This window comes from Clostridium sp. YIM B02569, from assembly GCF_022320765.1.
Taxonomy (GTDB): Bacteria; Bacillota; Clostridia; order Clostridiales; family Clostridiaceae; genus Clostridium; species Clostridium beijerinckii.
This window is the reverse complement of sequence record NZ_JAKJJX010000003.1, coordinates 128,791-152,050: the sequence shown is the minus strand read 5'-3', so window position 1 is coordinate 152,050 and position 23,260 is coordinate 128,791. Positions and strand designations below refer to the sequence as shown.

Annotated in this window: 20 protein-coding genes; 19 read left to right on the top strand and 1 reads right to left on the bottom strand. The window is 30.8% G+C overall.

From position 1 onward, the window contains the following. Nucleotides 1-112 precede the first annotated feature (112 nt). From recJ to L3B96_RS03590, 6 genes are all read left to right on the top strand, one after another. On the top strand, nucleotides 113-1,879 hold the full coding sequence (recJ, locus tag L3B96_RS03615) for a single-stranded-DNA-specific exonuclease RecJ (RefSeq protein ID WP_238858867.1): 1,767 nt from the start codon (nucleotides 113-115) through the stop codon (nucleotides 1,877-1,879). A gap of 87 nt (nucleotides 1,880-1,966) precedes the next feature. Further along, nucleotides 1,967-3,046: an undecaprenyldiphospho-muramoylpentapeptide beta-N-acetylglucosaminyltransferase gene (locus L3B96_RS03610; RefSeq protein WP_238858866.1), complete on the top strand. Its 1,080-nt coding sequence runs from the start codon at nucleotides 1,967-1,969 to the stop codon at nucleotides 3,044-3,046. A gap of 149 nt (nucleotides 3,047-3,195) precedes the next feature. Continuing rightward, nucleotides 3,196-3,627 (top strand): flavodoxin domain-containing protein, encoded by a 432-nt coding sequence (locus L3B96_RS03605; RefSeq protein WP_041899797.1) that lies wholly within the window; start codon nucleotides 3,196-3,198, stop codon nucleotides 3,625-3,627. A 150-nt stretch (nucleotides 3,628-3,777) separates the two neighbouring features. Beyond that, nucleotides 3,778-7,287, top strand: a complete 3,510-nt coding sequence (nifJ, locus tag L3B96_RS03600) for a pyruvate:ferredoxin (flavodoxin) oxidoreductase (RefSeq protein ID WP_041899795.1) — start codon at nucleotides 3,778-3,780, stop codon at nucleotides 7,285-7,287. A 383-nt stretch (nucleotides 7,288-7,670) separates the two neighbouring features. Next, the gene (locus L3B96_RS03595) at nucleotides 7,671-8,006 is read left to right on the top strand and encodes a DUF1292 domain-containing protein (protein WP_012060474.1); all 336 of its coding nucleotides are present in this window, start codon (nucleotides 7,671-7,673) and stop codon (nucleotides 8,004-8,006) included. A 383-nt stretch (nucleotides 8,007-8,389) separates the two neighbouring features. Next, complete coding sequence (locus L3B96_RS03590) at nucleotides 8,390-9,583, top strand: pyridoxal phosphate-dependent aminotransferase (RefSeq protein WP_238858865.1); 1,194 nt, start codon at nucleotides 8,390-8,392, stop codon at nucleotides 9,581-9,583. Nucleotides 9,584-9,642: 59 nt separating this feature from the next. On the opposite strand, the gene L3B96_RS27160 is transcribed toward L3B96_RS03590, so the two are convergent. Continuing rightward, the gene (locus tag L3B96_RS27160) at nucleotides 9,643-9,774 is read right to left on the bottom strand and encodes a hypothetical protein (protein WP_275297083.1); all 132 of its coding nucleotides are present in this window, start codon (nucleotides 9,772-9,774) and stop codon (nucleotides 9,643-9,645) included. An 836-nt stretch (nucleotides 9,775-10,610) separates the two neighbouring features. On the opposite strand from L3B96_RS27160, the gene L3B96_RS03585 reads away from it, so the two are divergent. The 13 genes from L3B96_RS03585 to fliY all read left to right on the top strand — a co-directional run bounded on the left by L3B96_RS03585 (nucleotide 10,611) and on the right by fliY (nucleotide 23,203). Next, nucleotides 10,611-11,249 (top strand): HAD-IB family hydrolase, encoded by a 639-nt coding sequence (locus L3B96_RS03585; protein WP_238858864.1) that lies wholly within the window; start codon nucleotides 10,611-10,613, stop codon nucleotides 11,247-11,249. Nucleotides 11,250-11,529: 280 nt separating this feature from the next. Beyond that, nucleotides 11,530-12,264: an aminotransferase class IV gene (locus L3B96_RS03580; RefSeq protein ID WP_238858863.1), complete on the top strand. Its 735-nt coding sequence runs from the start codon at nucleotides 11,530-11,532 to the stop codon at nucleotides 12,262-12,264. 117 nt (nucleotides 12,265-12,381) lie between these two features. Then, nucleotides 12,382-14,331: a FapA family protein gene (locus L3B96_RS03575; RefSeq protein WP_238858862.1), complete on the top strand. Its 1,950-nt coding sequence runs from the start codon at nucleotides 12,382-12,384 to the stop codon at nucleotides 14,329-14,331. A gap of 14 nt (nucleotides 14,332-14,345) precedes the next feature. Beyond that, nucleotides 14,346-14,795 (top strand): chemotaxis protein CheW, encoded by a 450-nt coding sequence (locus tag L3B96_RS03570; RefSeq protein WP_238858861.1) that lies wholly within the window; start codon nucleotides 14,346-14,348, stop codon nucleotides 14,793-14,795. 9 nt (nucleotides 14,796-14,804) lie between these two features. Further along, nucleotides 14,805-15,293, top strand: coding sequence for a chemotaxis protein CheD (locus L3B96_RS03565; RefSeq protein ID WP_041899787.1), 489 nt, complete (start codon nucleotides 14,805-14,807; stop codon nucleotides 15,291-15,293). Between the two features lie 23 nt (nucleotides 15,294-15,316). Then, nucleotides 15,317-16,423, top strand: a complete 1,107-nt coding sequence (locus L3B96_RS03560; protein WP_238858860.1) for a chemotaxis response regulator protein-glutamate methylesterase — start codon at nucleotides 15,317-15,319, stop codon at nucleotides 16,421-16,423. An 8-nt stretch (nucleotides 16,424-16,431) separates the two neighbouring features. Continuing rightward, on the top strand, nucleotides 16,432-17,199 hold the full coding sequence (locus L3B96_RS03555) for a protein-glutamate O-methyltransferase CheR (protein ID WP_023973520.1): 768 nt from the start codon (nucleotides 16,432-16,434) through the stop codon (nucleotides 17,197-17,199). A 13-nt stretch (nucleotides 17,200-17,212) separates the two neighbouring features. Then, on the top strand, nucleotides 17,213-19,276 hold the full coding sequence (locus tag L3B96_RS03550) for a chemotaxis protein CheA (protein ID WP_238858859.1): 2,064 nt from the start codon (nucleotides 17,213-17,215) through the stop codon (nucleotides 19,274-19,276). 194 nt (nucleotides 19,277-19,470) lie between these two features. Next, nucleotides 19,471-20,073: a chemotaxis protein CheC gene (locus L3B96_RS03545; protein WP_012060463.1), complete on the top strand. Its 603-nt coding sequence runs from the start codon at nucleotides 19,471-19,473 to the stop codon at nucleotides 20,071-20,073. A 19-nt stretch (nucleotides 20,074-20,092) separates the two neighbouring features. Further along, nucleotides 20,093-20,452, top strand: a complete 360-nt coding sequence (locus L3B96_RS03540; RefSeq protein WP_017211295.1) for a response regulator — start codon at nucleotides 20,093-20,095, stop codon at nucleotides 20,450-20,452. 130 nt (nucleotides 20,453-20,582) lie between these two features. Further along, the gene (locus L3B96_RS03535) at nucleotides 20,583-20,984 is read left to right on the top strand and encodes a chemotaxis protein CheW (RefSeq protein ID WP_017211296.1); all 402 of its coding nucleotides are present in this window, start codon (nucleotides 20,583-20,585) and stop codon (nucleotides 20,982-20,984) included. Nucleotides 20,985-21,006: 22 nt separating this feature from the next. Beyond that, on the top strand, nucleotides 21,007-22,005 hold the full coding sequence (fliM, locus tag L3B96_RS03530; RefSeq protein ID WP_236896224.1) for a flagellar motor switch protein FliM: 999 nt from the start codon (nucleotides 21,007-21,009) through the stop codon (nucleotides 22,003-22,005). Further along, nucleotides 21,989-23,203 carry a flagellar motor switch phosphatase FliY gene (fliY, locus tag L3B96_RS03525; RefSeq protein ID WP_238858858.1) on the top strand — a complete coding sequence of 405 codons (1,215 nt, stop codon included), beginning with the start codon at nucleotides 21,989-21,991 and terminating at the stop codon, nucleotides 23,201-23,203. The genes fliM and fliY overlap by 17 nt, the downstream gene beginning before the upstream one ends. Nucleotides 23,204-23,260 lie beyond the last annotated feature (57 nt).

Sequence of the window (23,260 nt, the reverse complement as noted above, 5' to 3'; positions counted from 1 at the left end):
TTCACTTTATTTCAGTATAAGAGAAATGAAAAATATAGAAATCTAAAGTATATAACCTCTAGGATCAAAGGTCTTAGGGGTATTGTTGCGGCATGCTGTGAGGGGAGAAGAAATGGCAGAAAGATGGTTTATAAAAAATATAAAAGCTGATTATAAATACATATCTAAAAAATATGCACTTTCAGAATTGGTTAGTAGGCTTATAGTAAACAGGAATATTATAAGCGATGAAATGATAAGAAGTTATATTAATCCGGATTTTGATAAATTTCATGAGGCTAGAGAAATGAAAGATTTAGAAAAATCAGTTGATATACTGCGTGAGAAAATAAAAGCTCAGAATAAGATACGAATTGTTGGAGATTACGATGTTGATGGTGTAATAAGTATTTATATTTTATACTCAGCTTTAAAAAGGTGCAATGCAAATGTAGATTATGAAATTCCAGATAGAATAAAAGATGGATATGGAATTAATATGAATATTATAAAGCAGGCGAAAGAAGATGGGGTTGATACCATACTAACTTGCGATAATGGTATATCGGCTATAGACCAAATAAAATACGCAAAAGAATTAGGAATTACAGTAATAGTTACAGATCATCATGATATACCATTTGTTGAGAAAGAAAATAACGTCAGAGAATTTATAAGTTTAAGTGCTGATGCAGTAGTAAATCCAAAGCAAAGTGAATGCAATTATAAATTTAAACAATTGTGTGGAGCGGGTGTAGCATTTAAGCTTGTAGAAGTTCTTTATGAGACTTTTAATATAGATAAAAAAGAATGCTACAAATTCATAGAATTTTTGGCAATAGCGACAGTTTGCGATGTTGTAGATTTAGTTGATGAGAATAGGATATTTGTTAAAAAGGGATTAGAACTTATTAACAGTACAACTAACTTAGGACTACAAGAATTAATAAGAGAATGCGAATTAACAGAAAAAACTTTATCGGTATATCATCTTGGATTTATTATAGGGCCATGCATAAATGCTTCAGGAAGGCTAGATTCGGCTAAAAGAGGATTGAAATTATTGCTCTCAGATGATGAAGAGGAAGCAGTAAGGCTCGCAAAAGAATTAGTTAAATTAAATGAAGATAGAAAAGATATGACCATGAAGGGCGTCGAGGCTGCTGTTGAAATCATAGAGAAAAGTGGAATGATAAATGATAAAGTATTTGTTATCTATATTCCTGATATACATGAAAGTTTAGCAGGTATAATAGCAGGAAGAATAAAAGAAAAATATAATGTTCCAACTTTGGTTATAACAAAAGCAGAACATGGTGTGAAGGGTTCAGGAAGATCAATAGAAGAATACAATATGTTTGAAGAACTTATTAAGTGCAAGGATCTGCTTGAAAAGTTTGGCGGGCACCCTATGGCGGCAGGTTTTTCATTAAAAGAAGAAAATATAGATGAATTTAGGCGGAGATTAAATGAAAATACAATTTTAAAAGACGAGGATTTATTGAGAAAAGTTACTATAGACTCGGTTTTGCCGCTTGATGCTATAAACTATGATGTGATAAATGATTTAGAAAGATTAGAGCCTTTTGGTAAATCAAACTCTAAACCATTGTTTGCTGAGAAAAATATTAATTTATTAAGGGCAACAATACTTGGGAAGAATAGGAATGTGCTAAAATTAAAACTCAAGACTAGGATGAATAAAGCTCTGGATGCTATTTATTTTGGCGATATTGAAAAGTTTGAAGAAGAAGTTAGCAGTAAATATGGAAATGAAGAATTGCAAAAACTCTATAATGGAGAATATAATCATGTGAACCTTGATTTAGTGTTTTATCCAAATGTTAATGAATATAATGGTAATACTACTATACAAATAGTAATACAAAACTATAGGTAAAAGAATAGAGTTTTCGGTTAAGCATAAAAAGATGTTATGAATTTAAGATCATATATTTTGAGTTATTATAAGAAAGGATGATAGTTTTTGGCTAAGTATAAAATAATAATGACAGGGGGAGGAACTGCTGGTCACGTTACTCCGAATCTGGCTTTAGTTCCTAAATTAAAGCAAAAGGACTTTGAGATAAAATATATCGGAAGTTTTGACGGTATTGAAAAAGAAATAATAACTAAAAACAATATACCTTTTTTCGGAATTTCGTGCGGGAAATTACGAAGATATTTCGATGTGAAAAATTTTACTGATCCATTCAAAATTTTAAAGGGAATTGCTCAAGCACTAAAAATATTATCAAAAGAAAAACCAGATGTGATTTTTTCAAAGGGTGGTTTTGTAGCTGTTCCAGTTGTAATAGCAGCATCTATTAAAAAAATACCAGTGGTTGCACATGAATCAGATATGACTCCAGGACTTGCAAATAAACTTTCAGCACCATTTTGTGATAAACTATGTGTCACATTTAGAGAAAGTCTAAAGTTTATAAAGGATGATAAAGGAGTACTTACAGGAAGCCCAATCAGAGAAGAAATACTTAACGGAGATAAGATTAGAGGAAAAAAGATATGTGAATTTTCTGACAATAAGGAGATTCTCTTTATTATGGGGGGGAGTCTAGGTTCTAAGCTCATAAATGAAGAAATAAGAAAAAATCTAGATAAGCTTTTAAAAGATTTTAATATAATTCATATTTGCGGAAAAGGTAATGTGGATAATAATTTTTTAAATAAAAAAGGGTATAAGCAATTTGAATATGTAACCGAAGAATTGCCTGACCTTATGAAGGCTTGTGACTATATAATTTCAAGAGCAGGCGCTAATTCTATATTTGAATTTTTAGCATTAAAAAAACCAACACTATTAATACCACTTTCAAAAAAGGCAAGTAGAGGAGATCAAATATTAAATGCTAAGTCGTTTGAAAAAGAAGGGTATTCATTAATGCTGCAAGAAGAAGAAATTAAAAATAATGTATTATATGAAAAAGTTCTTGAGCTAAAAAAAAGAAAAGATGAATTAATTAATAATATGGAAAAGAGTCAAGCTAAAAGCGGTATTGAAGCAATAATAAATGTATTATTAAGAAGTGTTAAGGTAAAAAAATAAATTATTAAATTTGTAATTATTATTTAAATAAAGCACAAATTATACAATCAAATCTTGCAAAAAAAAATATGTGAGATATAATAAAAGAGTAAGTTCATTTTAGTGAAAACATAAGTTAATTATTTAACAAGAAGATGAGGTGCATTACAATGAAAAAAGTTTCAATCATTTATTGGAGTTGTGGAGGAAATATAGAAGCACTTGCGAACACTATGGCAGATGGTGCTAGGGAGCATGGAGCGGAAGTAAGTGTGAAGCACGTTGCAGATGCCACATTGGAAGATGTTTTAGAAGCTGATTCTATTGCTTTTGGAAGTCCAGCAGTAGATGCCACTAAAATCGAGCAGGAAGAAATGAAACCATTTTTAGATCAATTACAAAACTATAGAGATGTAAACATAAATAAAAATTGTATTTTATTTGCAACTTACGGGTGGATTGAAGATACTTTTATGAAATTATGGAAAGATGAAATGTCATCTTATGGTTTTAATGTAATTGGAGATTTAACAATTAAAGATTCACCAACTAAAACGCAGGCAAACATTATTAAACAATTAGGAAAAAAACTAGTTAATTAATATAAGGTTTGTCATATTGTTTCGTGCGTCTATTGTTAAAAATCTCTTAAGCTAAATATTAATATGTTTATTAGGTGGTCTTTAAGACTAACTTATTAATAAATTTAAATTACTAATTTATGTTTAAAATTAGAAAGAGGGGTCAACGCGATGAGAAAAATGAAAACTATGGACGGTAATACTGCAGCAGCTCATATATCTTATGCATTTACAGAAGTTTCTGCAATATTCCCAATTACACCATCATCACCAATGGCAGAACATGTAGATGAATGGGTAGCACAAGGAAGAAAGAACATATTTGGACAACCTGTAAAAGTTATGGAAATGCAATCAGAAGCTGGAGCAGCTGGTGCAGTTCATGGATCTTTACAAGCTGGAGCTTTAACAACAACTTATACAGCTTCACAAGGTTTATTATTAATGATACCAAACATGTACAAAATTTCTGGTGAAATGTTACCAGGAGTATTCCACGTATCAGCTAGAGCATTAGCTACTTCTGCTTTAAACATATTTGGAGATCACCAAGATGTTATGGCAGCAAGACAAACTGGTTTTGCAATGCTTGCAGAAGGATCAGTTCAAGAAGTTATGGACTTAGCAGCAGTAGCACATTTAACTGCTATTAAGACAAGAATTCCATTCTTAAACTTCTTTGATGGATTCAGAACTTCTCATGAAGTACAAAAAATTGAAGTTTTAGAATATGATGAATTAGCAAGTTTACTTGATTGGGATTCAGTTAAAGCTTTCAGAGAAAGAGCATTAAACCCAAATCATCCTGTAACTAGAGGAACTGCTCAAAATGCAGATATCTATTTCCAAGAAAGAGAATCTGTTAATAAATTCTATAATGAATTACCAGAAACAGTTGAAAATTACATGGCTGAAATCACTAAGTTAACTGGTAGAGAATATCATTGTTTTGATTACTATGGAGCACCAGATGCTGATAGAGTAATTATAGCTATGGGTTCTGCTACAGATGTTTGTGAAGAAACTATAGATTACTTAAATGCTAATGGACAAAAAGTTGGTGTTATTAAAGTAAGATTATTCAGACCATTCTCAAATGAAAGATTATTAGCTGCTATTCCAAAGACAGTTAAGAAAATTGCTGTTTTAGATAGAACTAAAGAACCAGGATCAACTGGAGAACCATTATACTTAGATGTAAGAAATGCATTCTATGGACAAGCTGATGCACCACTTATTGTTGGTGGAAGATTTGGTTTAGGTTCAAAAGATCCAAATCCAGGACATATTGCTGCAGTTTATGCTAACTTAGCACAAGATGCACCAAAGAATGGATTCACAATCGGAATCGTTGATGACGTTACAAATACTTCATTAGAAGTAACTGAAGATATAGATGCAACTCCAGAAGGAACTACATCTTGTAAGTTCTGGGGATTAGGATCAGATGGTACTGTTGGAGCAAACAAGAGTGCAATTAAGATCATTGGAGACAATACAGACATGTATGCTCAAGCATATTTCTTCTATGATTCAAAGAAATCAGGAGGAATTACTGTATCTCACTTAAGATTTGGTAAGAAAGCAATTAAGTCACCATACTTAATAAACAAAGCAGACTTTGTTTCATGTTCTAACCAATCATACATCCACAAATACAATGTACTTGAAGGATTAAAACCAGGTTCTACTTTCTTATTAAATACTATCTGGACTCCAGAAGATTTAGAAGAAAAATTACCTGCTTCATATAAGAGATTTTTAGCAAACAACAACATTAAGTTCTACACTATCAATGCTGTAGGTATTGCTCAAGAAATCGGTCTTGGTGGAAGAATCAACATGATAATGCAATCAGCTTTCTTCAAGTTAGCTAACATTATTCCAGTTGAAGATGCTATTAAGCACTTAAAAGATTCAGTTGTAACTTCTTATGGTAAGAAGGGTGAAAAAGTTGTTAACATGAACAACGCTGCTATCGATAAAGGTGTTGAATCAATTGTTGCAATAGATATTCCAGAAGCTTGGAAGACAGTTGCAGATGAAGCTCCAGTAGAAATTAAACATGCTACTAAGTTCGTTAAAGATATAGTTATTCCAATGAACAGACAAGAAGGAGATCAACTTCCAGTTTCAGCATTTGCAGGTATGGAAGATGGTACTTTTGAAAATGGTACTGCAGCTTTCGAAAAGAGAGGAATTGCAGTAAATGTTCCTGAATGGGATAAAGATAAATGTATTCAATGTAACCAATGTTCAATGGTATGTCCACATGCTTCTATAAGACCATTCTTATTAACTGATGCAGAAAAGAATGCTGCACCAAGTGCAAATAAGGCTGTAGCTGCTAAAGGATTAAAGACAGAAGAACCATTATTCTATACAATGGGTGTAACACCACTTGACTGTTCAGGTTGTGGAAACTGTGCTCAAGTATGTCCAGCACCAGGAAAAGCATTAGTTATGAAACCACAAGAATCTCAACATGATCAAATAGAAGCTTGGGATTACTTAACTCATGATATATCAGCTAAGAAGAACCCAATGAACAAGAAGACAGTTAAAGGTAGCCAATTTGAGCAACCATTACTTGAGTTCTCAGGAGCTTGTGCAGGTTGTGGAGAAACTCCATATGTTAAAGCTATAACTCAATTAGTTGGTGATAGAATGATGGTTGCTAATGCAACTGGATGTACATCAATATGGGGAGGATCAGCTCCTTCAACTCCATACACTAAGAATAAAAATGGACATGGTCCAGCTTGGGCTAACTCATTATTCGAAGATAATGCTGAATATGGATTAGGTATGTTCTTAGGAGTTAAGGCTATAAGAGAAAGAATTGCAGAAAAAGCTGAAGCTGCTATAGCTGCAAATGATCCAGCAAAAGCTGAATTACAAGAATGGTTAGATAACGTAAATGAAGGTGAAGGAACTAGAGAAAGAGCTGATAAATTAACAGCTGCTTTAGAAGCATCTAACACTGAATTAGCTAAAGAAATATTAGCTGAAAAAGACTACTTCGTTAAGAGATCACAATGGATCTTCGGAGGAGACGGATGGGCTTACGATATCGGATACGGTGGAGTTGACCATGTATTAGCTTCAGGAGAAGATGTAAATATATTAGTAGTAGATACAGAAGTTTACTCAAACACTGGCGGTCAATCATCTAAAGCTACTCCAACTGCTGCAATCGCTAAGTTTGCTGCAAGTGGTAAGAAGACTAAGAAGAAAGATCTTGGAATGATGGCTATGAGTTATGGTTATGTATATGTAGCTCAAATTAACATGGGTGCTGATAAGAACCAAGTTATGAAAGCTATTGCAGAAGCAGAAGCTTATAAAGGACCATCATTAATAATAGCTTATGCACCATGTATAAATCATGGATTAAGAATTGGTATGGGTAACAGCCAAGAAGAAGCTAAGAGAGCTACTGCATGTGGTTACTGGCAAATGTACAGATTCAACCCAGAATTAAAAGATGCTGGAAAGAATCCATTTACATTAGATTCAAAAGAACCAACTGCAGACTTCAAGGAATTCTTAATGGGAGAAGTTAGATACTCTTCATTAGCTAAGGCATTCCCAGAACAAGCTGATGCTTTATTTGAAAAGACTAAGAAAGATGCTATGGAAAGATTAGAAGGATACAAGAAATTAGCTAATCAACAATAGTAAAGTAATTAAAATATTGAAATAACTAAATTTGCGCGAAAAGAGGAGTCACTTCTTTGTAGAAATTATTCTATAGGAAGTGGCTTCTTTTTTACATACATTCGAAAAGGAAGATCCGTAAAAGATCCAAATCCAAAGTGATCTGAGATCTTATTTTTGGAAGAAACTTAATGTAGTAGCTGAAATAATAAAATTATATTTTATTGTAAGAACTGTTTAGTTTCTAATAAATGTGATTTAAATTGAATTTTCATAAATTGAATGTTCTAGAACATATATAATTGAAATATTTATTAAAATTACTTTACAATTTTTTTATTTAAGGGTTTTAATTTTGATGATTTAAGGGTAAAATTAATTAAGAACCAAAAGGAGGTTGAAACATGGAAAAAGATTTAGAAAAATGTGGATGTAATAGTGAAGAAGGAAGTTGTGGATGTGGTGGACATCACCATGATGAAGATCATGAATGTGGATGCGGATGCAATGATGAAGAAAACTTCGTTATAGATTTAGAAGATGAAAATGGAAATGTAGTTACATGCCCTATAATCGACGAATTTGAATATGAAGGAAAAGCATATTATTTAGCTCAAAATCCAGAAGAAGATTCAGTTTATCTTTTCAGACTTGATGAAGATGAACTTGTTGTTCCGGATGAAGAAGAATTTGATAGAGTATCAGCTTATTATCAAAATGAGTTAGTAGGCGAAGAATAAGAAGTTAAAGACTTTAGTAATTTATTACTAAGGTCTTTTGTTTAATATGTATTAGGGACATTCAAAAAAATAACAAGTGAATCTGCTAAGAAAAGTTCCTTGTTGCAGCATAGCTGATCTTTTCATAAGTGCCTATTTTCCATTATACTGCTTCAGTAGATTGTCCTAATAGGCTCGCTATGAGATCAATCTGCTTCATTGTCTAATGAAAAATAATCATTGCATTTTGACTTGTTATTTTCCTTCATGTCCCTTAAATATTCCATATTGTTTACAATTCAATATATTAATGATATATTTTTATTATGTGACAAAAGTATATATAAATGAATTAGAACATTTTTTATAATTCATTTTAAGGTCAAAATTGGAGGGAAAAAGCAATGCAATTATCTAAAAAAGCGGGGAATATCACACCATCAATTACATTAGCAATCACAGCTAAAGCTAATGAACTAAAAAGTCAAGGGGTTGATGTAGTAAGTTTTGGAGCAGGGGAACCAGACTTTAATACACCAGAAAACATAATTCAAGCAGCTATAAAAGCTATGAATGACGGGAAAACTAAGTATACTCCAGCAGGAGGTTTGTTAGAGTTAAAAACTACTATATGTAGTAAGTTTAAAGATGATAATAACTTAGAGTATAAGCCAAGTCAAATAATAATTTCTACAGGTGCAAAACAATGTCTTGCAAATGTATTTATGGCAACTTTGAATCCAGGAGATGAAGTATTAATTCCTGTACCATATTGGGTTAGTTATCCTGAATTAGTTAAATTAGCTGATGGGGTTCCAGTATTTGTTGAAACATTAAAAGAAAATAATTATAAATATACAGTTGCTGATCTAGAGAAAGCTTTAACTAGTAAAACTAAGGCGATTTTATTAAACAGCCCTAATAATCCTACAGGAACAATTTATCATGAAGGCGAATTGTTAGAAATTGCTGATTTTGCAAAAGAACATGATTTATTAATTATATCAGATGAAATTTATGAAAAGCTAATATATGATGGAGAAAAGCACATAAGTATAGCAGCATTAAATGAGGATGCTTATGAAAGAACCATAGTAATAAACGGCGTTTCTAAGACGTATGCAATGACTGGGTGGAGACTAGGGTATGCAGCTGCAAGTGAAAGTATAACTAAACTTATGACAAGCATTCAAAGTCACATGACATCCAATGTAAATACAATAGCTCAATATGCTGCAATAGAGGCATTAAATGGTCCGGTAGAAGATTTAAACAATATGATTAAAGAATTTGAGAATAGAAGAAATTTCATGATATATAAATTAGAAAAGTTAAATGAAATATCAATTATAAAGCCTAATGGTGCATTTTATATAATGGTTAATATATCTTCGTACTTGAATACTACATTTAAAGATCAAACTATTAACAACTCTGTAGATTTTGCAAAAGTATTACTAGAAGAAGAGAAAGTTGCAGTGATACCAGGTGCCGGTTTTGGGTTAGATGATTATATAAGATTATCATATGCGACATCTATGGATATAATAGAAACTGGAATAGATAGAATTTCAACATTTTTAAGCAAAATTAAATAATTTATATAGATAAACCAACTTAGACCTAAACTTATGCATATATCTTGCCGAAATGAGAATTATGCTGTTGTTCCAGTTTCTAAGGAAATTATGATGGATGATTCTAAGATTACAAGTTGTACCCAAGATGCTAGCTTCAAAGACGAGCTTTGAACTAGCATACTTGGAACAACTTTTAATCTAAGAATCAAAACCATCAAATTCCTAATGAAACATTTCACAAAAGCATAATTATTATTTCTAGTTTATATATATTTCATAGTATAAATCTAACTTAAGAATTCAACTTATTAGATGAAGATATTTACAAAGTTGCTAAGACTTAAAGCCATATCTTCACTAGAAATCATAAATATATTTGTAACCACAAAGGTCATAATATGGAGAAAGCATTTGAAAATGAGTTGCTAAGATTCTTAGTTGTAGGTTGTTACACTTTAGCTTGTGAAGTGAGAGTTCAAAATTTTATTTTGGGTTCTCGAACTTCCTGAGCGAATGTAATGAGTGGAGCTTCCCTATGAAAGTGAGAGCATGCTAAAATGGTGAAACCCGTAAATTAGAATCTTAAGCGATATTTTCATGGCTTTTCGGAACAAAATATTTATGATTTTGATAAGTTATCACATAAACCTAGTCTTAAAGTTGTTTATTTATACTAAATATGAAGGAAGAATATTATAGTTATAATTGATTTTTAATTTTTGTATATATGTTGCAAAGATAGTTCTTCATCATAATTCTAAGAATATTGTGAGAATTTTAGCTGTAATTGTGCATTGCGAAATGTGCATTGTGAATTGCAATATATACATTTACGATTTTCTTGTAATAATTAAAGTCATTATTACTTAAAATAAACGAGTGATAAAAAGGAATACTGAAATTGAGTTTAAAGAAAAGCATAAGAATTTTTAATCGAAATTAATTATTATAATATTTAGCTCTAAACACTTAATGATTTAAAGCAAAGTTAAATCATATGCTTGAGTGTTAAGAATTAAATATTAAAAAGGTAGGTATTTGTGTTTTGAAGAAACTTGCTATATTTGACATAGATTATACCATCACTAAAAAAGAGACTCTAATGGAATTATTTAAGTATGTAATCAAGAAAGATAAAAAAAAACTTAGATTCTTACCAAGAGCTATATACTGTGGAATTATGTATGCAATTGGAATATACGATGAGAGAAAAGTAAAAGAGACATTTTTAAGGTTTATAGATGGAATTAGAGAAGAGGAGTTAGCAGAACTTGTTAAAGAGTTTTATGATGAAAGGCTAAAAAATATTTTATATGATGATGCATTGAAAATGATGAAAAAACTTAAAAATGAGGGGTATGATATATACCTGATTTCAGCATCTCCTGAATTTTACGTTAATGAATTTTATAATATAAAAGAAGTTGATCGAGTAATAGGAACTAAATTTGGATTTGAAAATGGAACTTTCGTAAGAAAAATGGTAGGGAACAACTGCAAGGGAGAAGAGAAGGTTAGAAGATTGAAAGAAGTACTTAAAGATGAAAAAATTGAGGTGGATTTTAAGGAATCGTATATGTTTTCTGATTCCTTATCAGATAAACCATTATTGGATCTAGTAGGTAAGCCATATTTAATAAACTATAAAAAGAATCATGATATAGAGATACTAAGATGGAAATAAAATATAAATTAAGAAATCAGTCTTATTAATAAATAAGATTGATTTGATTACATAGTATAAGCTGTGTTAAAGAATTTACATTAGTATATGATTAAAGTTTAGGCTTATGCAATTAATAATATTAATTTAATATTACAGATTATATATAATATATACATTGCAAAAATGATTCTTTATCATGATTCTAAAAATATTGCAGGAATTTTAGCAATGATTCTGAATTGTGAAATGTGCATTGTGAATTGCAATATCTATATATAGTAGAAAGGGATGGCAAGGCATGGAAGATAAAATAATTTATGAAGTTTTAAGAGTAATAGATAGAAAGGCAATTTTTCTAGAAAGTCATTTAAAAAGAATGAAAAATTCTTTTAATTTAATAAATGAAGAATTTTTAGTAAGTTACGAAGAAATAAGTAAGGAAATTGAGGAGCTAATAGAAAGTGAAAATAGATCTGAAGGAAATATAAAAATAACATTTGGAGTAAATGAAAAAAAGCTTAGGGTATTTTTTATTGAACACTCATATCCATCTGATGAAATGTATATGAATGGGGTTAACACTATACTTTATTTTGGAGAAAGAGAAAATCCTAATGCGAAAATAATAAATGATACCTTTAGAGAAAAGGTTAATAAAGAGATAAAGGATAATAATGCGTATGAAGCTATTTTAGTGGATTCAAATGGGCATATAACAGAAGGCAGCAGATCAAATATTTTCATGGTTAAAGGAAATAAACTTCTTACATCACCTGTAAAAGCTGTACTACCGGGAGTAACTAGAGGAGAAATAATAGATATTGCAAATAAGGTTGGGGTTGAAGTCGAGGAAGTAGAATATAAATATTCTGATATAGATAAATTGGATGGAATGTTTATTTCGGGTACATCCCCTAAAATATTACCAATAAAAACAGTAAATAGCATAAATTTTAATGTGGATAATAACTTGATTAGAAAATTGATTAAAGAATATGATAATGAGATAGAAAAATATATAAAAAATCATTAAAATTAAGTTAATTTGTATTTTCATGTAAAATAATATAGATTAATATAAATAATGGATATAAAATTAAAATAGGCTGTGGTATACTTAGATAAAGGAGTATTTTAGGGGGAGATATTTATGGACTTGAAGTTTTCTGGATCATCCTTAAATGAATGTCTTGAAAAAGCATCTTCTGAATTAAATCTTTCGAAAGAAGCTTTAAAATATAGAATAATTAAGGAAGAAAAGAAGTTTTTTAGAAAGAAAGTAGAGATAGAAATAATAGAAGTTGACGAAAATAAGAGCAGCATTGAAGAAAAGGAAATAATTGAAGAATTACCAGAAACTAAAGAAGAATTTGGAGCTAAGATTGAGAATGGGAAAATAATAATAACAGAATCTAATAATAAAGATGAAATTATTACTATAAAAACTTGCCTGGGTGTAATTTTAATTATTAATGGGCAAAAATGTGATGGAATAACGCCTGTAACATCACGAGATAAAATTGAATATAAATTTGAAGAGAACGAGCCGACAAGAAACATAAATATATCAATTACAGATGATAAAATGGAGGCATATGTTGATATAAAATCAACCCCAGCTCATATATATGAATTAGTTAACCAAGAATATCAAAAAAATTTAACAATCAAAAAGAAGAATGTTGATGATAAATATCCACCAAAGTATACAGTAAAAGAATTAAAAGAGTTACTAAAGAGTAATGGAATTAAATATGAAATTATTGAAAAAGAATTAGAAACTATATGCAATGAACATAATATAGAAAAAAAGTTAGTTGCAAAAGGAGTGCCTGCTGTAGATGACATTCCAGATGAGATTCAAGTTCTATTTCACGATTCAGAAGAATTAATTCATTACAAAGACTCAGAAGAAAAAGTTGATTATAGAAATAGATTTCTAATTGCAAATGTTAAAGTTGGAGACGTTATAGGCGAAATAATACCTGGAAAATCGGGAAATGATGGACAAGATATATATGGTGTTCCTGTTAAAAGAAAGACTTTTAAAAAGACTGGAGTAAGGCTTGGAGAAGGATGTAAACTTGAAAACAATAGTATTATAGCAACGTCTGAGGGTAAGCCGGCTTATAAAGCAAATACATTTGTAGTAAATAAATTATACAAGGTAGATCAAGTAGATTTAAAAAGCGGAAATATAGATTTTGTTGGTAATGTTGAAGTGGTTGGTAATGTTTTGGAAGGAATGGAAGTTAAAACAGGGAATGAACTTCATGTTGGCAAAAATGTAGAATCTGCAATAATCAGGTCTTCAGGAGAAATTTTTATAGGCGGAAATATATTGAATTCAACAGTGACAGCTGGATGTGAAAATGTCGAGAAAAAGCAGTATTTAGAAAGTTTGAAGAGTCTGGCTCATATTATTGATGATTTAGTTGATTCAACAGTGCAAGTAAAAGAACATAACTTACTAGGTTCAAAAAAAGATGGAGAAATAATTAAAATATTAATAGAGAATAAGTTGAAATCATTACCTAAAATATGTAGAAATATTTTGAATTATAATATGTCTGAAGGAATTCAACATAGTGATGTTACAACATTTATAATAAATAAACTATTGGGCTTGGGCCCACTTAAAATAAATAATATTAATGAATTTGACATTTTTAAGGAATTGTTAGATGAAGAAATTTGCGAAATAGAGGATTTGATGGTAATTCCTACAAGTGTGCATTTGGCATATGCTCAAGGATCTACCATAGAAGCATCAGGAAGTGTTTTTATAACAGGTAAAGGACAGTATACCTGCAACATAATAGCATTGGAAAATATAGAGTTTACCAGTGAAAAAGCTGTTTGTAGAGGTGGCACACTTTCAGCTGGATCTGAAATAAAGTTAAAGACAGTGGGAAGTGCAGCTGGAGTTAGTACTGTTTTAAAAGTCTCTAAAAAAGGAAGAATTACAGCTGATATAGCTTATAACAATACTATTTTCTGCTTTGGAGAAAAACAAATTATGTTAGAAGTTTCTTCTAAAAATGTAGAGGCATATATAGATAAAACTGGAGAAATAACAATTGATAAATTTATACTATAGGAGGGTTCAAAGTAATGTCAAGTAATGAAGTGAAAATTTTAATATTTGGATTAAATGGAGAACATTACGCAACAGATATAAAAGAAGTTGAGAGGATTTTAGGATATGAAGAACCAACAATTCTTCCTGATTCGCCTACTTTTGTAAAGGGAGTAATAAATTATGAACAAAGTATACTTCCAATAATTAGCTTATCCAAAAAGTTTAATTTTGGAGAAGATGAAGAAAATGAAAATAGAAAAATAATAGTTGTAAAAAGAGATGAAAATAAATTCGGAATTATTGTAGAAAATGTTTACGAAGTGCGAGATGTTAGTAGCGATTTAATGGAAGAAGCACCTCCTATAACAGCAACAATAGATAAAAGATATATAGCAGGTTTGATAAAATTAAAAGATAATATTGTTATTTTATTAGACTTAGAAAAGATACTGTCTTCAGAGGATGAAGAAAAAATCTTTTAGGGGGTAAAGATGGTAAGTGCAGAAGTAAAAGTTGGAATAGCTGATCTAAATTTAGTACTCGACCCAGGAACAATAATGACAATAGGACTCGGATCATGTATAGGAATCGCCTTATATGATAGGACAGTTAAGGTGGCAGGATTAGCACATATAATGCTTCCTGATAGTACACAATTTAAAAGTAGTACAAACCCCATGAAATTTGCAGATTTAGCTATTCCACTATTAATTGATAAAATGGAAAAGCAAGGGTGTAAAAAGAGAAATCTCGTAGCTAAAATAGCTGGTGGAGCTTCAATGTTTAATTTTTCTGATAAGAGCATAATAAGCGATATTGGAAAAAGGAATAGTGATGCAGTGAAGAAGAGTTTAAAAGAAGAATCTATTCCTATAATTGCTGAGGAGACAGGTGGAAATAAAGGTAGAACTATGATCCTTTATGCAAGTGATGGAAAAGTAATACTTAAAGTTGTTGGGCTTGGAATTGTAGAATTGTAGAATAAAGAGAGAGGTGTGATTAGGTGGGTAAGATAAAGATTATTGTTGTTGATGATTCGGCTTTTATGAGGAAGGCGATATCAGATATGATAGAATCAGAAAGTAATTTTGAAGTTGTAGCTAAATTTAGAGATGGTAGAGAATTAGTTGAGAAGGTAGAGAAGTACAATCCGGACCTTATCACATTAGATGTACATATGAGGGATTTAGATGGACTTGCAACTCTTAAAGAATTAAAAAGACTTGGGAAAAGTTATCCTGTAATAATGCTTAGTAGTTCAACGACAGAAGGATCGGAACTAACTTTAGAATGTTTAGATAATGGAGCTATTAGCTTTATAACTAAGCCATCAGGAAGTATTTCGCTAGATATAGCAAAAGTTAAAAATAACTTAATAGAACAAATAAAAAGTATAACTAGCAATGTTAATTCTAGAAAGAAGTTAACAAGTTTAGAAACTAATAAAAATAACCCAATAATTAATAATGAGATTGGTTTAAATAATCCCAATATAATAAAAGAAAAAACTATACATAGAGTGAATAGCATACCTAAAAATAAAAAAATAGATGCAGTTGTAATAGGGGCATCTACTGGAGGGCCTAAGGCTCTTCAGGAAGTGTTAACTAAATTACCTGAAAATTTAGGGGTGCCAGTTTTTGTAGTTCAGCACATGCCAGAAGGCTTTACAAAAGTATTTTCTGAAAGACTAGATAAAGCTTGCAAGATGAAAGTGGTTGAAGGAGCAGAAGGTATGAGAATTAGTAATAATACAATATATATTGCTAAGGGTGGTCAACATATGACTGTAGGCTCAAATAATTTAATTCACTTAAATGAAGAACCGCCTATATGGGGAGTAAGACCAGCAGTTGACAAGTTATTTAATTCTGCTATAAAAGTGTACAGAGGAAATTTAATATCTGTAATTCTTACAGGAATGGGCAGAGATGGTGCTGATGGAACTGCAAATATAAAAGATAACGGTGGTATAACAATTTCAGAGGATAAATCTACATGTACAATTTATGGTATGCCAAAGGCTGCGTTTGAAACTGGAAAGGTAGATTTAGTGGCTCCGCTTAATGAAATAGCTGAAAATATAGTAAAAATAATTAAACAGTTATAGGAGGAAATATGGATTTTAATGAATTTCACAAATGGGTTCATAAAGAGTTGGGTATAAATTTATCAGCATATAAGCCAGAACAGCTAAATAGAAGAATAAACAGCTTGATGACAAGAGTTGGTATAAAAACATTAGATGAATATTCCAAGTCTATAAAAAGTAATCCAGAGCAAAGACAAAAGTTTTTAGATTTCATAACAATAAACGTAACAGAATTTTTTAGAAATCCAGAATTATTTACTGATTTAGAAAAACAAATTGCAAAGGAGTTACTACCAAATAATTCAAGTCTAAAAATTTGGAGTGCAGCTTGTTCAATAGGCTGTGAACCATATTCATTAGGAATAATATTGGATAAGTTAGCTCCAAATGGAAGACATAATATAATAGCTACAGATATAGATGACACTATACTTTCTAGAGCAAAGCTTGGAGAATATACTCAAAATGAAATGAAAGGTGTAAATAATACAGATTTAAGTAAATATTTTAAAGTAAGGGACGATAAATACTATGTAGAGTCTAAAATTAAGAATATGGTAACTTTTAAGAAACATGATTTGATTTTAGATCGATACGATACTGGCTTTGATTTAATTGTTTGTAGAAATGTAGTTATTTATTTTAATAATGATGTTAAACAGGAAATTTATAAAAAATTCAGTAACTCATTAAAAAAGGGTGGGCTTTTATTTGTAGGAGCTACAGAGAGCATTTATAATTATAGAGACTATGGATTTGAAAAAGCATCAACCTTTATTTATAAAAAGATATAGAGGAGGAGTAAGGATGGATACATCTCAATATATGTCAATGTTTTTAGAGGAGTCATTAGAAAATTTACAAACATTGAATGAATCACTATTAGATTTAGAACAAAATCCAGATGATACAGATAAGGTTAATGAAATATTTAGAGTTGCTCACACAATTAAGGGAATGGCAGCGACTATGGGGTTTACTGATTTAGCAGAACTTACCCATAAGATGGAAGATGTATTAGCTGAATTCAGAGAAGGAAAACTAAAAGTAACTCAGGATGTAGTGACAGTATTGTTTGATTGTCTTGATACATTAGAAAAGATGGTTGACAACGTTCAAGAAGGTTCTGAGGAAAAAATAGATATAGATGGAATAATGAAAGCTTTAGCTGATATAAAAGAAAATGGAAACAAGAGTGACGTACAAGAAGAAACACAAGCTAGTGAAATTAAGTCAGAAGATGAAAATAAAATGATATCAGGTGATGAATTTGATTTAGATTTAAATCAATATGACACGTCTGTTATTAGACAAGCTAGAGAAAAAGGATTTAACTCAATTGAATTAAAAGTAACATTAAGTGAAAACACTTTATTAAAATCAGCAAGAGCATTTCTAATAGTTAAAGATCTTGAAGATCACGGAGAAATATTAAAATCAGACCCATCAACTCAAGAAATTGAAAATGAAGAGTTTGATTTTGAATTGAAATTTATCTTAGTAACTAAAAATACTGTAGATGAAATATTAACTGTTGTAAATGGAATTTCAGAAGTTGCAAAAGTTGAAGCTTCTTTAATAGAATTAGAAAGCTCAGATATATCTCCAAAAGAAGCAGAAGTAAAAGAAGTGCCACAGTTACCAGTTATAGACAAAGCTCTAGAAGAAAAGCCAGCTGAAGCAAAAGTTGAGACAAAGCAACCAGTTGCTAAAAAGCCTACTCAAAAGAAAGAAGTTAAGAAAGCACATCAATCAGTAAGAGTTGACTTAGAGAGAATAGATAATTTAATGAATATGGTTTCTGAGCTTGTAATTTATAGAACTCGATTAGAACAAATTGTAAATGTTCATAAATCACAAGAGTTAAATGAAACATTGGAACAAGTAGGAAGAACAACATCTGATCTTCAAGATTTGGTTATGAAGATTAGAATGCTTCCACTAGATACAGTATTCAATAGATTCCCAAGAATGATAAGGGATATATCAGTAGAATTAAATAAGGAAATTAACTTTGTTATAGAAGGTGCTGATACTGAACTTGATAGAACTGTTATTGATGAAATAGGTGAACCATTAATACATTTATTAAGAAATGCAGCGGATCATGGTATAGAATCTGCTGAAAAGAGAATTGCACAAGGTAAGCCTCCAGTTGGAACTGTTAAGCTTGTTGCATACCAAGAAGGAACAAAAGCATTAATAAAGGTATCAGATGATGGTGCAGGAATAAATCTTGAAAGAGTAAAAGCTAAAGCAGAGCAAAAGGGAATAAACACAGAAGGATTATCAGATAGTGATATTAAGAACTTGATTTTTGCTCAAGGATTTAGTACTAATGAAGTTGTAACAGATATCTCAGGAAGAGGAGTTGGAATGGATGTTGTTAAAACAAAAATTGCAGCACTCGGTGGTACTGTAGACCTACTAAGTGAAGAAGGCAAAGGTTCAACTTTTGTAATTAAGCTTCCGCTTACATTACAAATAATACAAGCTTTACTTGTAAAGGTAGGAGAGGAAACATTAGCAATATCATTAGGATTTATTGATAGAGTAATTGACTATAAAGAGGAAAATATAAAGAAAAGTAATGGAAAAGAAGTTATTATTTATAGAGAAAATGTAATTCCATTAGTAAGATTAAATGAAACTTTAGATATAGAGGCTAGTAATACTGATAAGAAATTTGTTATAATAGTTAATGTAGGTGATAAAACTATAGGTTTATTAGTCGATTCATTACTTGGACAACAAGAAATAGTTATAAAACCACTCGGAAAAACATTAAAGAATTTAGATCAGTATATTGGTGCAACTATACTTGGTAATGGTTTAGTAACACTGATATTAGATGTAGGGGCATTATTATAAAGTGAAATTTTTAAGTAAGATTTTTAAATCTAATTAAAATTAGTTTGACTTATAATTCCATAAAAATGAGCAAAAGGCTAAAGGTTTGGAGTGGACAAGATATATTATTATTGTTATGTTATAAAAGCAATAATAATATATAAATGTGAGATGATTGGCCCTTTAGGGTGAAAAATTTTAAAGGAGGGTTATAAGTGGAGTATTCTAATTTAAGCACTTTGCAATTAGATGCACTTAAAGAAGTTTCTAACATAGGTGCGGGTAATGCAGCAACTGCTCTTTCTATGATGATGGGAAAAAAAGTAGATATGACAGTACCAGCAGTAAATGTAGTAAAACTAGAAGAAGTATTTCAAGAAAGTGGAGAATGTGCTGTGGCTGGAACAGTTGTAAGAGTGCTAGGCGATATTTCAGGAAATATGCTTTTAGTATTCGAACAGGAAACAGCTGAAAATGTAATAAAAAAATTAGTTGGAAGCAAGCAGTCTCCAGAAAGTGAAATGGGAAGTTCTGTATTATGCGAGATAGCAAATATAATATCAGCATCATATATGAATGCTATTGCACAGTTAACTAATCTTGTTATGGCACCATCAGTGCCTGCAACTTCATTTGATATGTTAGGTGCAATACTCACAACTACATTTATTGAGTCCAATCAATATGATGAATATATACTAGATATTGAAACTGTATTCTTAGACAGTGATACAGAAGAGAATATAGGAGGACATTTTTATTATATCCCTATGCCGGGTTCGTTAGAGAAAATATTGAAATCTATAGGAATAAATTAAATTTTGGAGGTAAAATTGTATGGCTAGAGTTTTAATTGTGGATGATGCAGCGTTTATGAGAATGATGATAAAGGATATCTTAGAAAAGAATGATTTTGAAATAGTAGGTGAAGCAAATAACGGAATAGTTGCAGTAGACCTTTATAAAAAAGAAAAACCAGACGTAGTAACAATGGATATAACTATGCCAGATATGGATGGAATTGAAGCAGTTAAACAAATAAAAGCATTCGATCCAGATGCTAAAGTAATCATGTGTTCAGCAATGGGACAACAATCAATGGTTATGGATGCAATAAGAGCTGGAGCAAAAGACTTTATAGTAAAACCATTCCAAGCGGATAGAGTTTTAGAAGCTATAAAGAAAGTTGTAGGTTAATATAAAAGCAATAATACAAGAAATGAATTATAACAGGCTATAAATAAATCTTTGCAGATTTTACAGAAATTTTAATTTAAGTGTCAATTATTAATGGTTGATTGTATATTATTGTAGAGGAGGAGTATGAATGCAAATAGTAGTATTCAAACTAGGAGAAGAACATTTTGCAGTAGAAACAGATAGAGTCCAAAGTATCAATGATACTATGGGGATTACAAAAGTTCCTAAGGCTCCGAGTTATATTAAAGGATTGATAAATTTACGTGGGAGCATTAAATCTCTTGTTGACATAAATTTGTTACTTGATGTAACTCCTGGGAAAGAACAAAATAATATAATTATTTTAACAGTAGAAGATGAAGAAATCGGAATATCAGTGGATGAGGTTGAAGAAGTTTTAGATATAGATGAGAAAAATATACAAAAAATAGAAAAGGATGCAGGTAAAGCACAGCCTTATATTAAAGGTATATTAAATTATGATGAAAAACTTCTTACAATAATAGATATTGACAAATTATTAAATTAGTTTATTGAAATGAGGGAAAAATATGGCAGATGTCTTATCGCAAAGTGAAATAGATGCCTTATTGTCTGCCTTATCTACAGGTGAAATAGAGTCAGAAGATGTTGGTAAAGATGAAGAAAAACATAAAGTCAAGCTTTATGATTTTAGGAGTCCTCAAAAATTTTCAAAAGAGCATATAAGGACACTTGAATTGATTCATGACAATTATGCGAGAATTATTTCCAACTACCTAACAGGTCAGACTAGGCAAAATGTTAAGGTTAAGATAGAATCTGTAGAGCAGATAACATATGAGGAATTTATTCACTCTGTGCAAAACCCTACTATTATTACAATATTTAAAATGGCTCCATTATCAGGGACAATAATATTCGAAACTAATCCTCAATTTTCTCTTCAAGTAATAGATGTTTTACTTGGGGGAAAAGGAAATAGGAAAGCTGAAACAAAAGAATTTACAGACATAGACAAGAATATAATGCGACAAGTGACTACCGGAATGATAAGTAATTTAAAGTTAGCATGGGATTCGGTATTAGAAGTTGAGCCAGAAGTAGAAGCAATTGAAACTAATCCGGCAATTAATCAAACACTAGCACCTAATGATCCTGTAGCATTAATAACATTTTCAGTAGAAATGAATAAGAGAAGCACATTTATTAATATGTGTCTTCCTTATTTAAGTGTAGAGAAAATATTAGATAAATTAGTAGTACAATATGCATTTAAGAATGATAATGAAGCTTCCATTGCTGAGTCGAGAGAAAAAATAGAAAAAGGAATCAATAAAGTTGATGTTGAAATTGTGGCGGAACTTGGAACTGCTAATATAACAGTAGATGATTTCTTGAAGCTAACAGTGGGTGATGTAATTAAACTTGATAATAAGAGTTCATCACCAATAAAAGTATATGTAGGTAATGAAGAATGTTATTATGCTAAGCCGGGTGTAGTAGGAAAAAATGCAGGTGTTATGATTTTAGATATAACGGATAAGGAAGTGAATGGGTATGGGCAATAACTTTTTATCACAAGAAGAAATAAATGCGTTATTAGCAGGTGAAGATTTAGCTTCTACTGGAGCTGAAAGTGCAGATACGTCAGCTGGCGATAATAAAATAGATACCGAAGCTATAACTGATATTGATAAGGATCTGCTTGGAGAGATCGGAAATATTTCCATGGGATCGGCTTCAACTGCCTTGTATCAGCTTATAAATCAACAAGTTAACATAACTACTCCAGTAGTTAGTGTGACTACGTTAAAGGAAATAAAAGAAGGCTTTGAAACACCGAATATTGTTCTAGATATTGAATATATTGCAGGGATAATAGGAAGAAACATTTTAATTATAAAAACATTAGATGGTTTAGTTATATCTAACCTTATGATGGGTGGAGATGGAAATATAACTGAAGCTCATGATTTATCTGAAATAGAGATCAGTGCTGTTTCAGAAGCTATGAACCAAATGATAGGTTCTGCAGCTACATCAATGGCTACTATGTTTGGAAGAAAAGTAGATATATCACCACCAAGTGCTAAAATTGTAGTTGATGGATCTATACCGATTTCTGATGCAATACCAGAAGATCAACCAATAGTTAGAGTATCATTTAGAATGACTATTGGAGATATTGTAGATAGTAATATAATGCAAATATTTCCAATAGAGACGGCTAAAAATATTGTTGCAATAATGACTGGAGAAGATAAGGAAAAAGAAGTGGCGGCATCAGAACCGGCAAAAGATAATAAAAAAGATACAATTGTAAATAAGGAAATATATGAACAGCCAGCAACTGTTCAACAGCAGCCACAACAACAATATCAACCAGAACCTCAATATCAGCAGCAATATCAACAACCACAATATGAGCAGCCAAGAATGCAGCAGCCGGTAGAAGTTCATGCAGCAACATTTGAACCATTAGTACCGCAAAATAGCGTTCCGCCAATAAAGAATATTGACTTAATATTAGATGTTCCTTTAGATATATCCGTAGTTCTAGGAAGAACAAAGAAAAGTATACAGGATATTTTAAATTTAGGAACAGGTTCCTTAATAGAGTTAGATAAACTTGCAGAAGAACCAGTTGAAATATTAGTTAATGGAAAACAAATAGCTTTAGGTGAAGTTGTTGTAGTTGATGAAAACTTTGGAATAAGAATAACTAATATAGTAAGTAGTGTTGAAAGAATAAAGAGATTAAAATAAAAACTCCCGAGAGGGAGTTTTTATTTTTTTAGGAAAAATTTTGTTAGAACCCTTTAT

Excerpts from the sequence above, each read along its gene's own strand:
- recJ (WP_238858867.1), top strand. The coding sequence starts at position 113 with ATGGCAGAAAGATGGTTTATAAAAAATATAAAAGCTGATTATAAATAC.
- L3B96_RS03605 (WP_041899797.1), top strand. The coding sequence starts at position 3,196 with ATGAAAAAAGTTTCAATCATTTATTGGAGTTGTGGAGGAAATATAGAA.
- nifJ (WP_041899795.1), top strand. The coding sequence starts at position 3,778 with ATGAGAAAAATGAAAACTATGGACGGTAATACTGCAGCAGCTCATATA.
- L3B96_RS03595 (WP_012060474.1), top strand. The coding sequence starts at position 7,671 with ATGGAAAAAGATTTAGAAAAATGTGGATGTAATAGTGAAGAAGGAAGT.
- L3B96_RS03590 (WP_238858865.1), top strand. The coding sequence starts at position 8,390 with ATGCAATTATCTAAAAAAGCGGGGAATATCACACCATCAATTACATTA.
- L3B96_RS03580 (WP_238858863.1), top strand. The coding sequence starts at position 11,530 with ATGGAAGATAAAATAATTTATGAAGTTTTAAGAGTAATAGATAGAAAG.
- L3B96_RS03575 (WP_238858862.1), top strand. The coding sequence starts at position 12,382 with ATGGACTTGAAGTTTTCTGGATCATCCTTAAATGAATGTCTTGAAAAA.
- L3B96_RS03570 (WP_238858861.1), top strand. The coding sequence starts at position 14,346 with ATGTCAAGTAATGAAGTGAAAATTTTAATATTTGGATTAAATGGAGAA.
- L3B96_RS03565 (WP_041899787.1), top strand. The coding sequence starts at position 14,805 with ATGGTAAGTGCAGAAGTAAAAGTTGGAATAGCTGATCTAAATTTAGTA.
- L3B96_RS03555 (WP_023973520.1), top strand. The coding sequence starts at position 16,432 with ATGGATTTTAATGAATTTCACAAATGGGTTCATAAAGAGTTGGGTATA.
- L3B96_RS03550 (WP_238858859.1), top strand. The coding sequence starts at position 17,213 with ATGGATACATCTCAATATATGTCAATGTTTTTAGAGGAGTCATTAGAA.
- L3B96_RS03540 (WP_017211295.1), top strand. The coding sequence starts at position 20,093 with ATGGCTAGAGTTTTAATTGTGGATGATGCAGCGTTTATGAGAATGATG.
- L3B96_RS03535 (WP_017211296.1), top strand. The coding sequence starts at position 20,583 with ATGCAAATAGTAGTATTCAAACTAGGAGAAGAACATTTTGCAGTAGAA.
- fliM (WP_236896224.1), top strand. The coding sequence starts at position 21,007 with ATGGCAGATGTCTTATCGCAAAGTGAAATAGATGCCTTATTGTCTGCC.
- fliY (WP_238858858.1), top strand. The coding sequence starts at position 21,989 with ATGGGTATGGGCAATAACTTTTTATCACAAGAAGAAATAAATGCGTTA.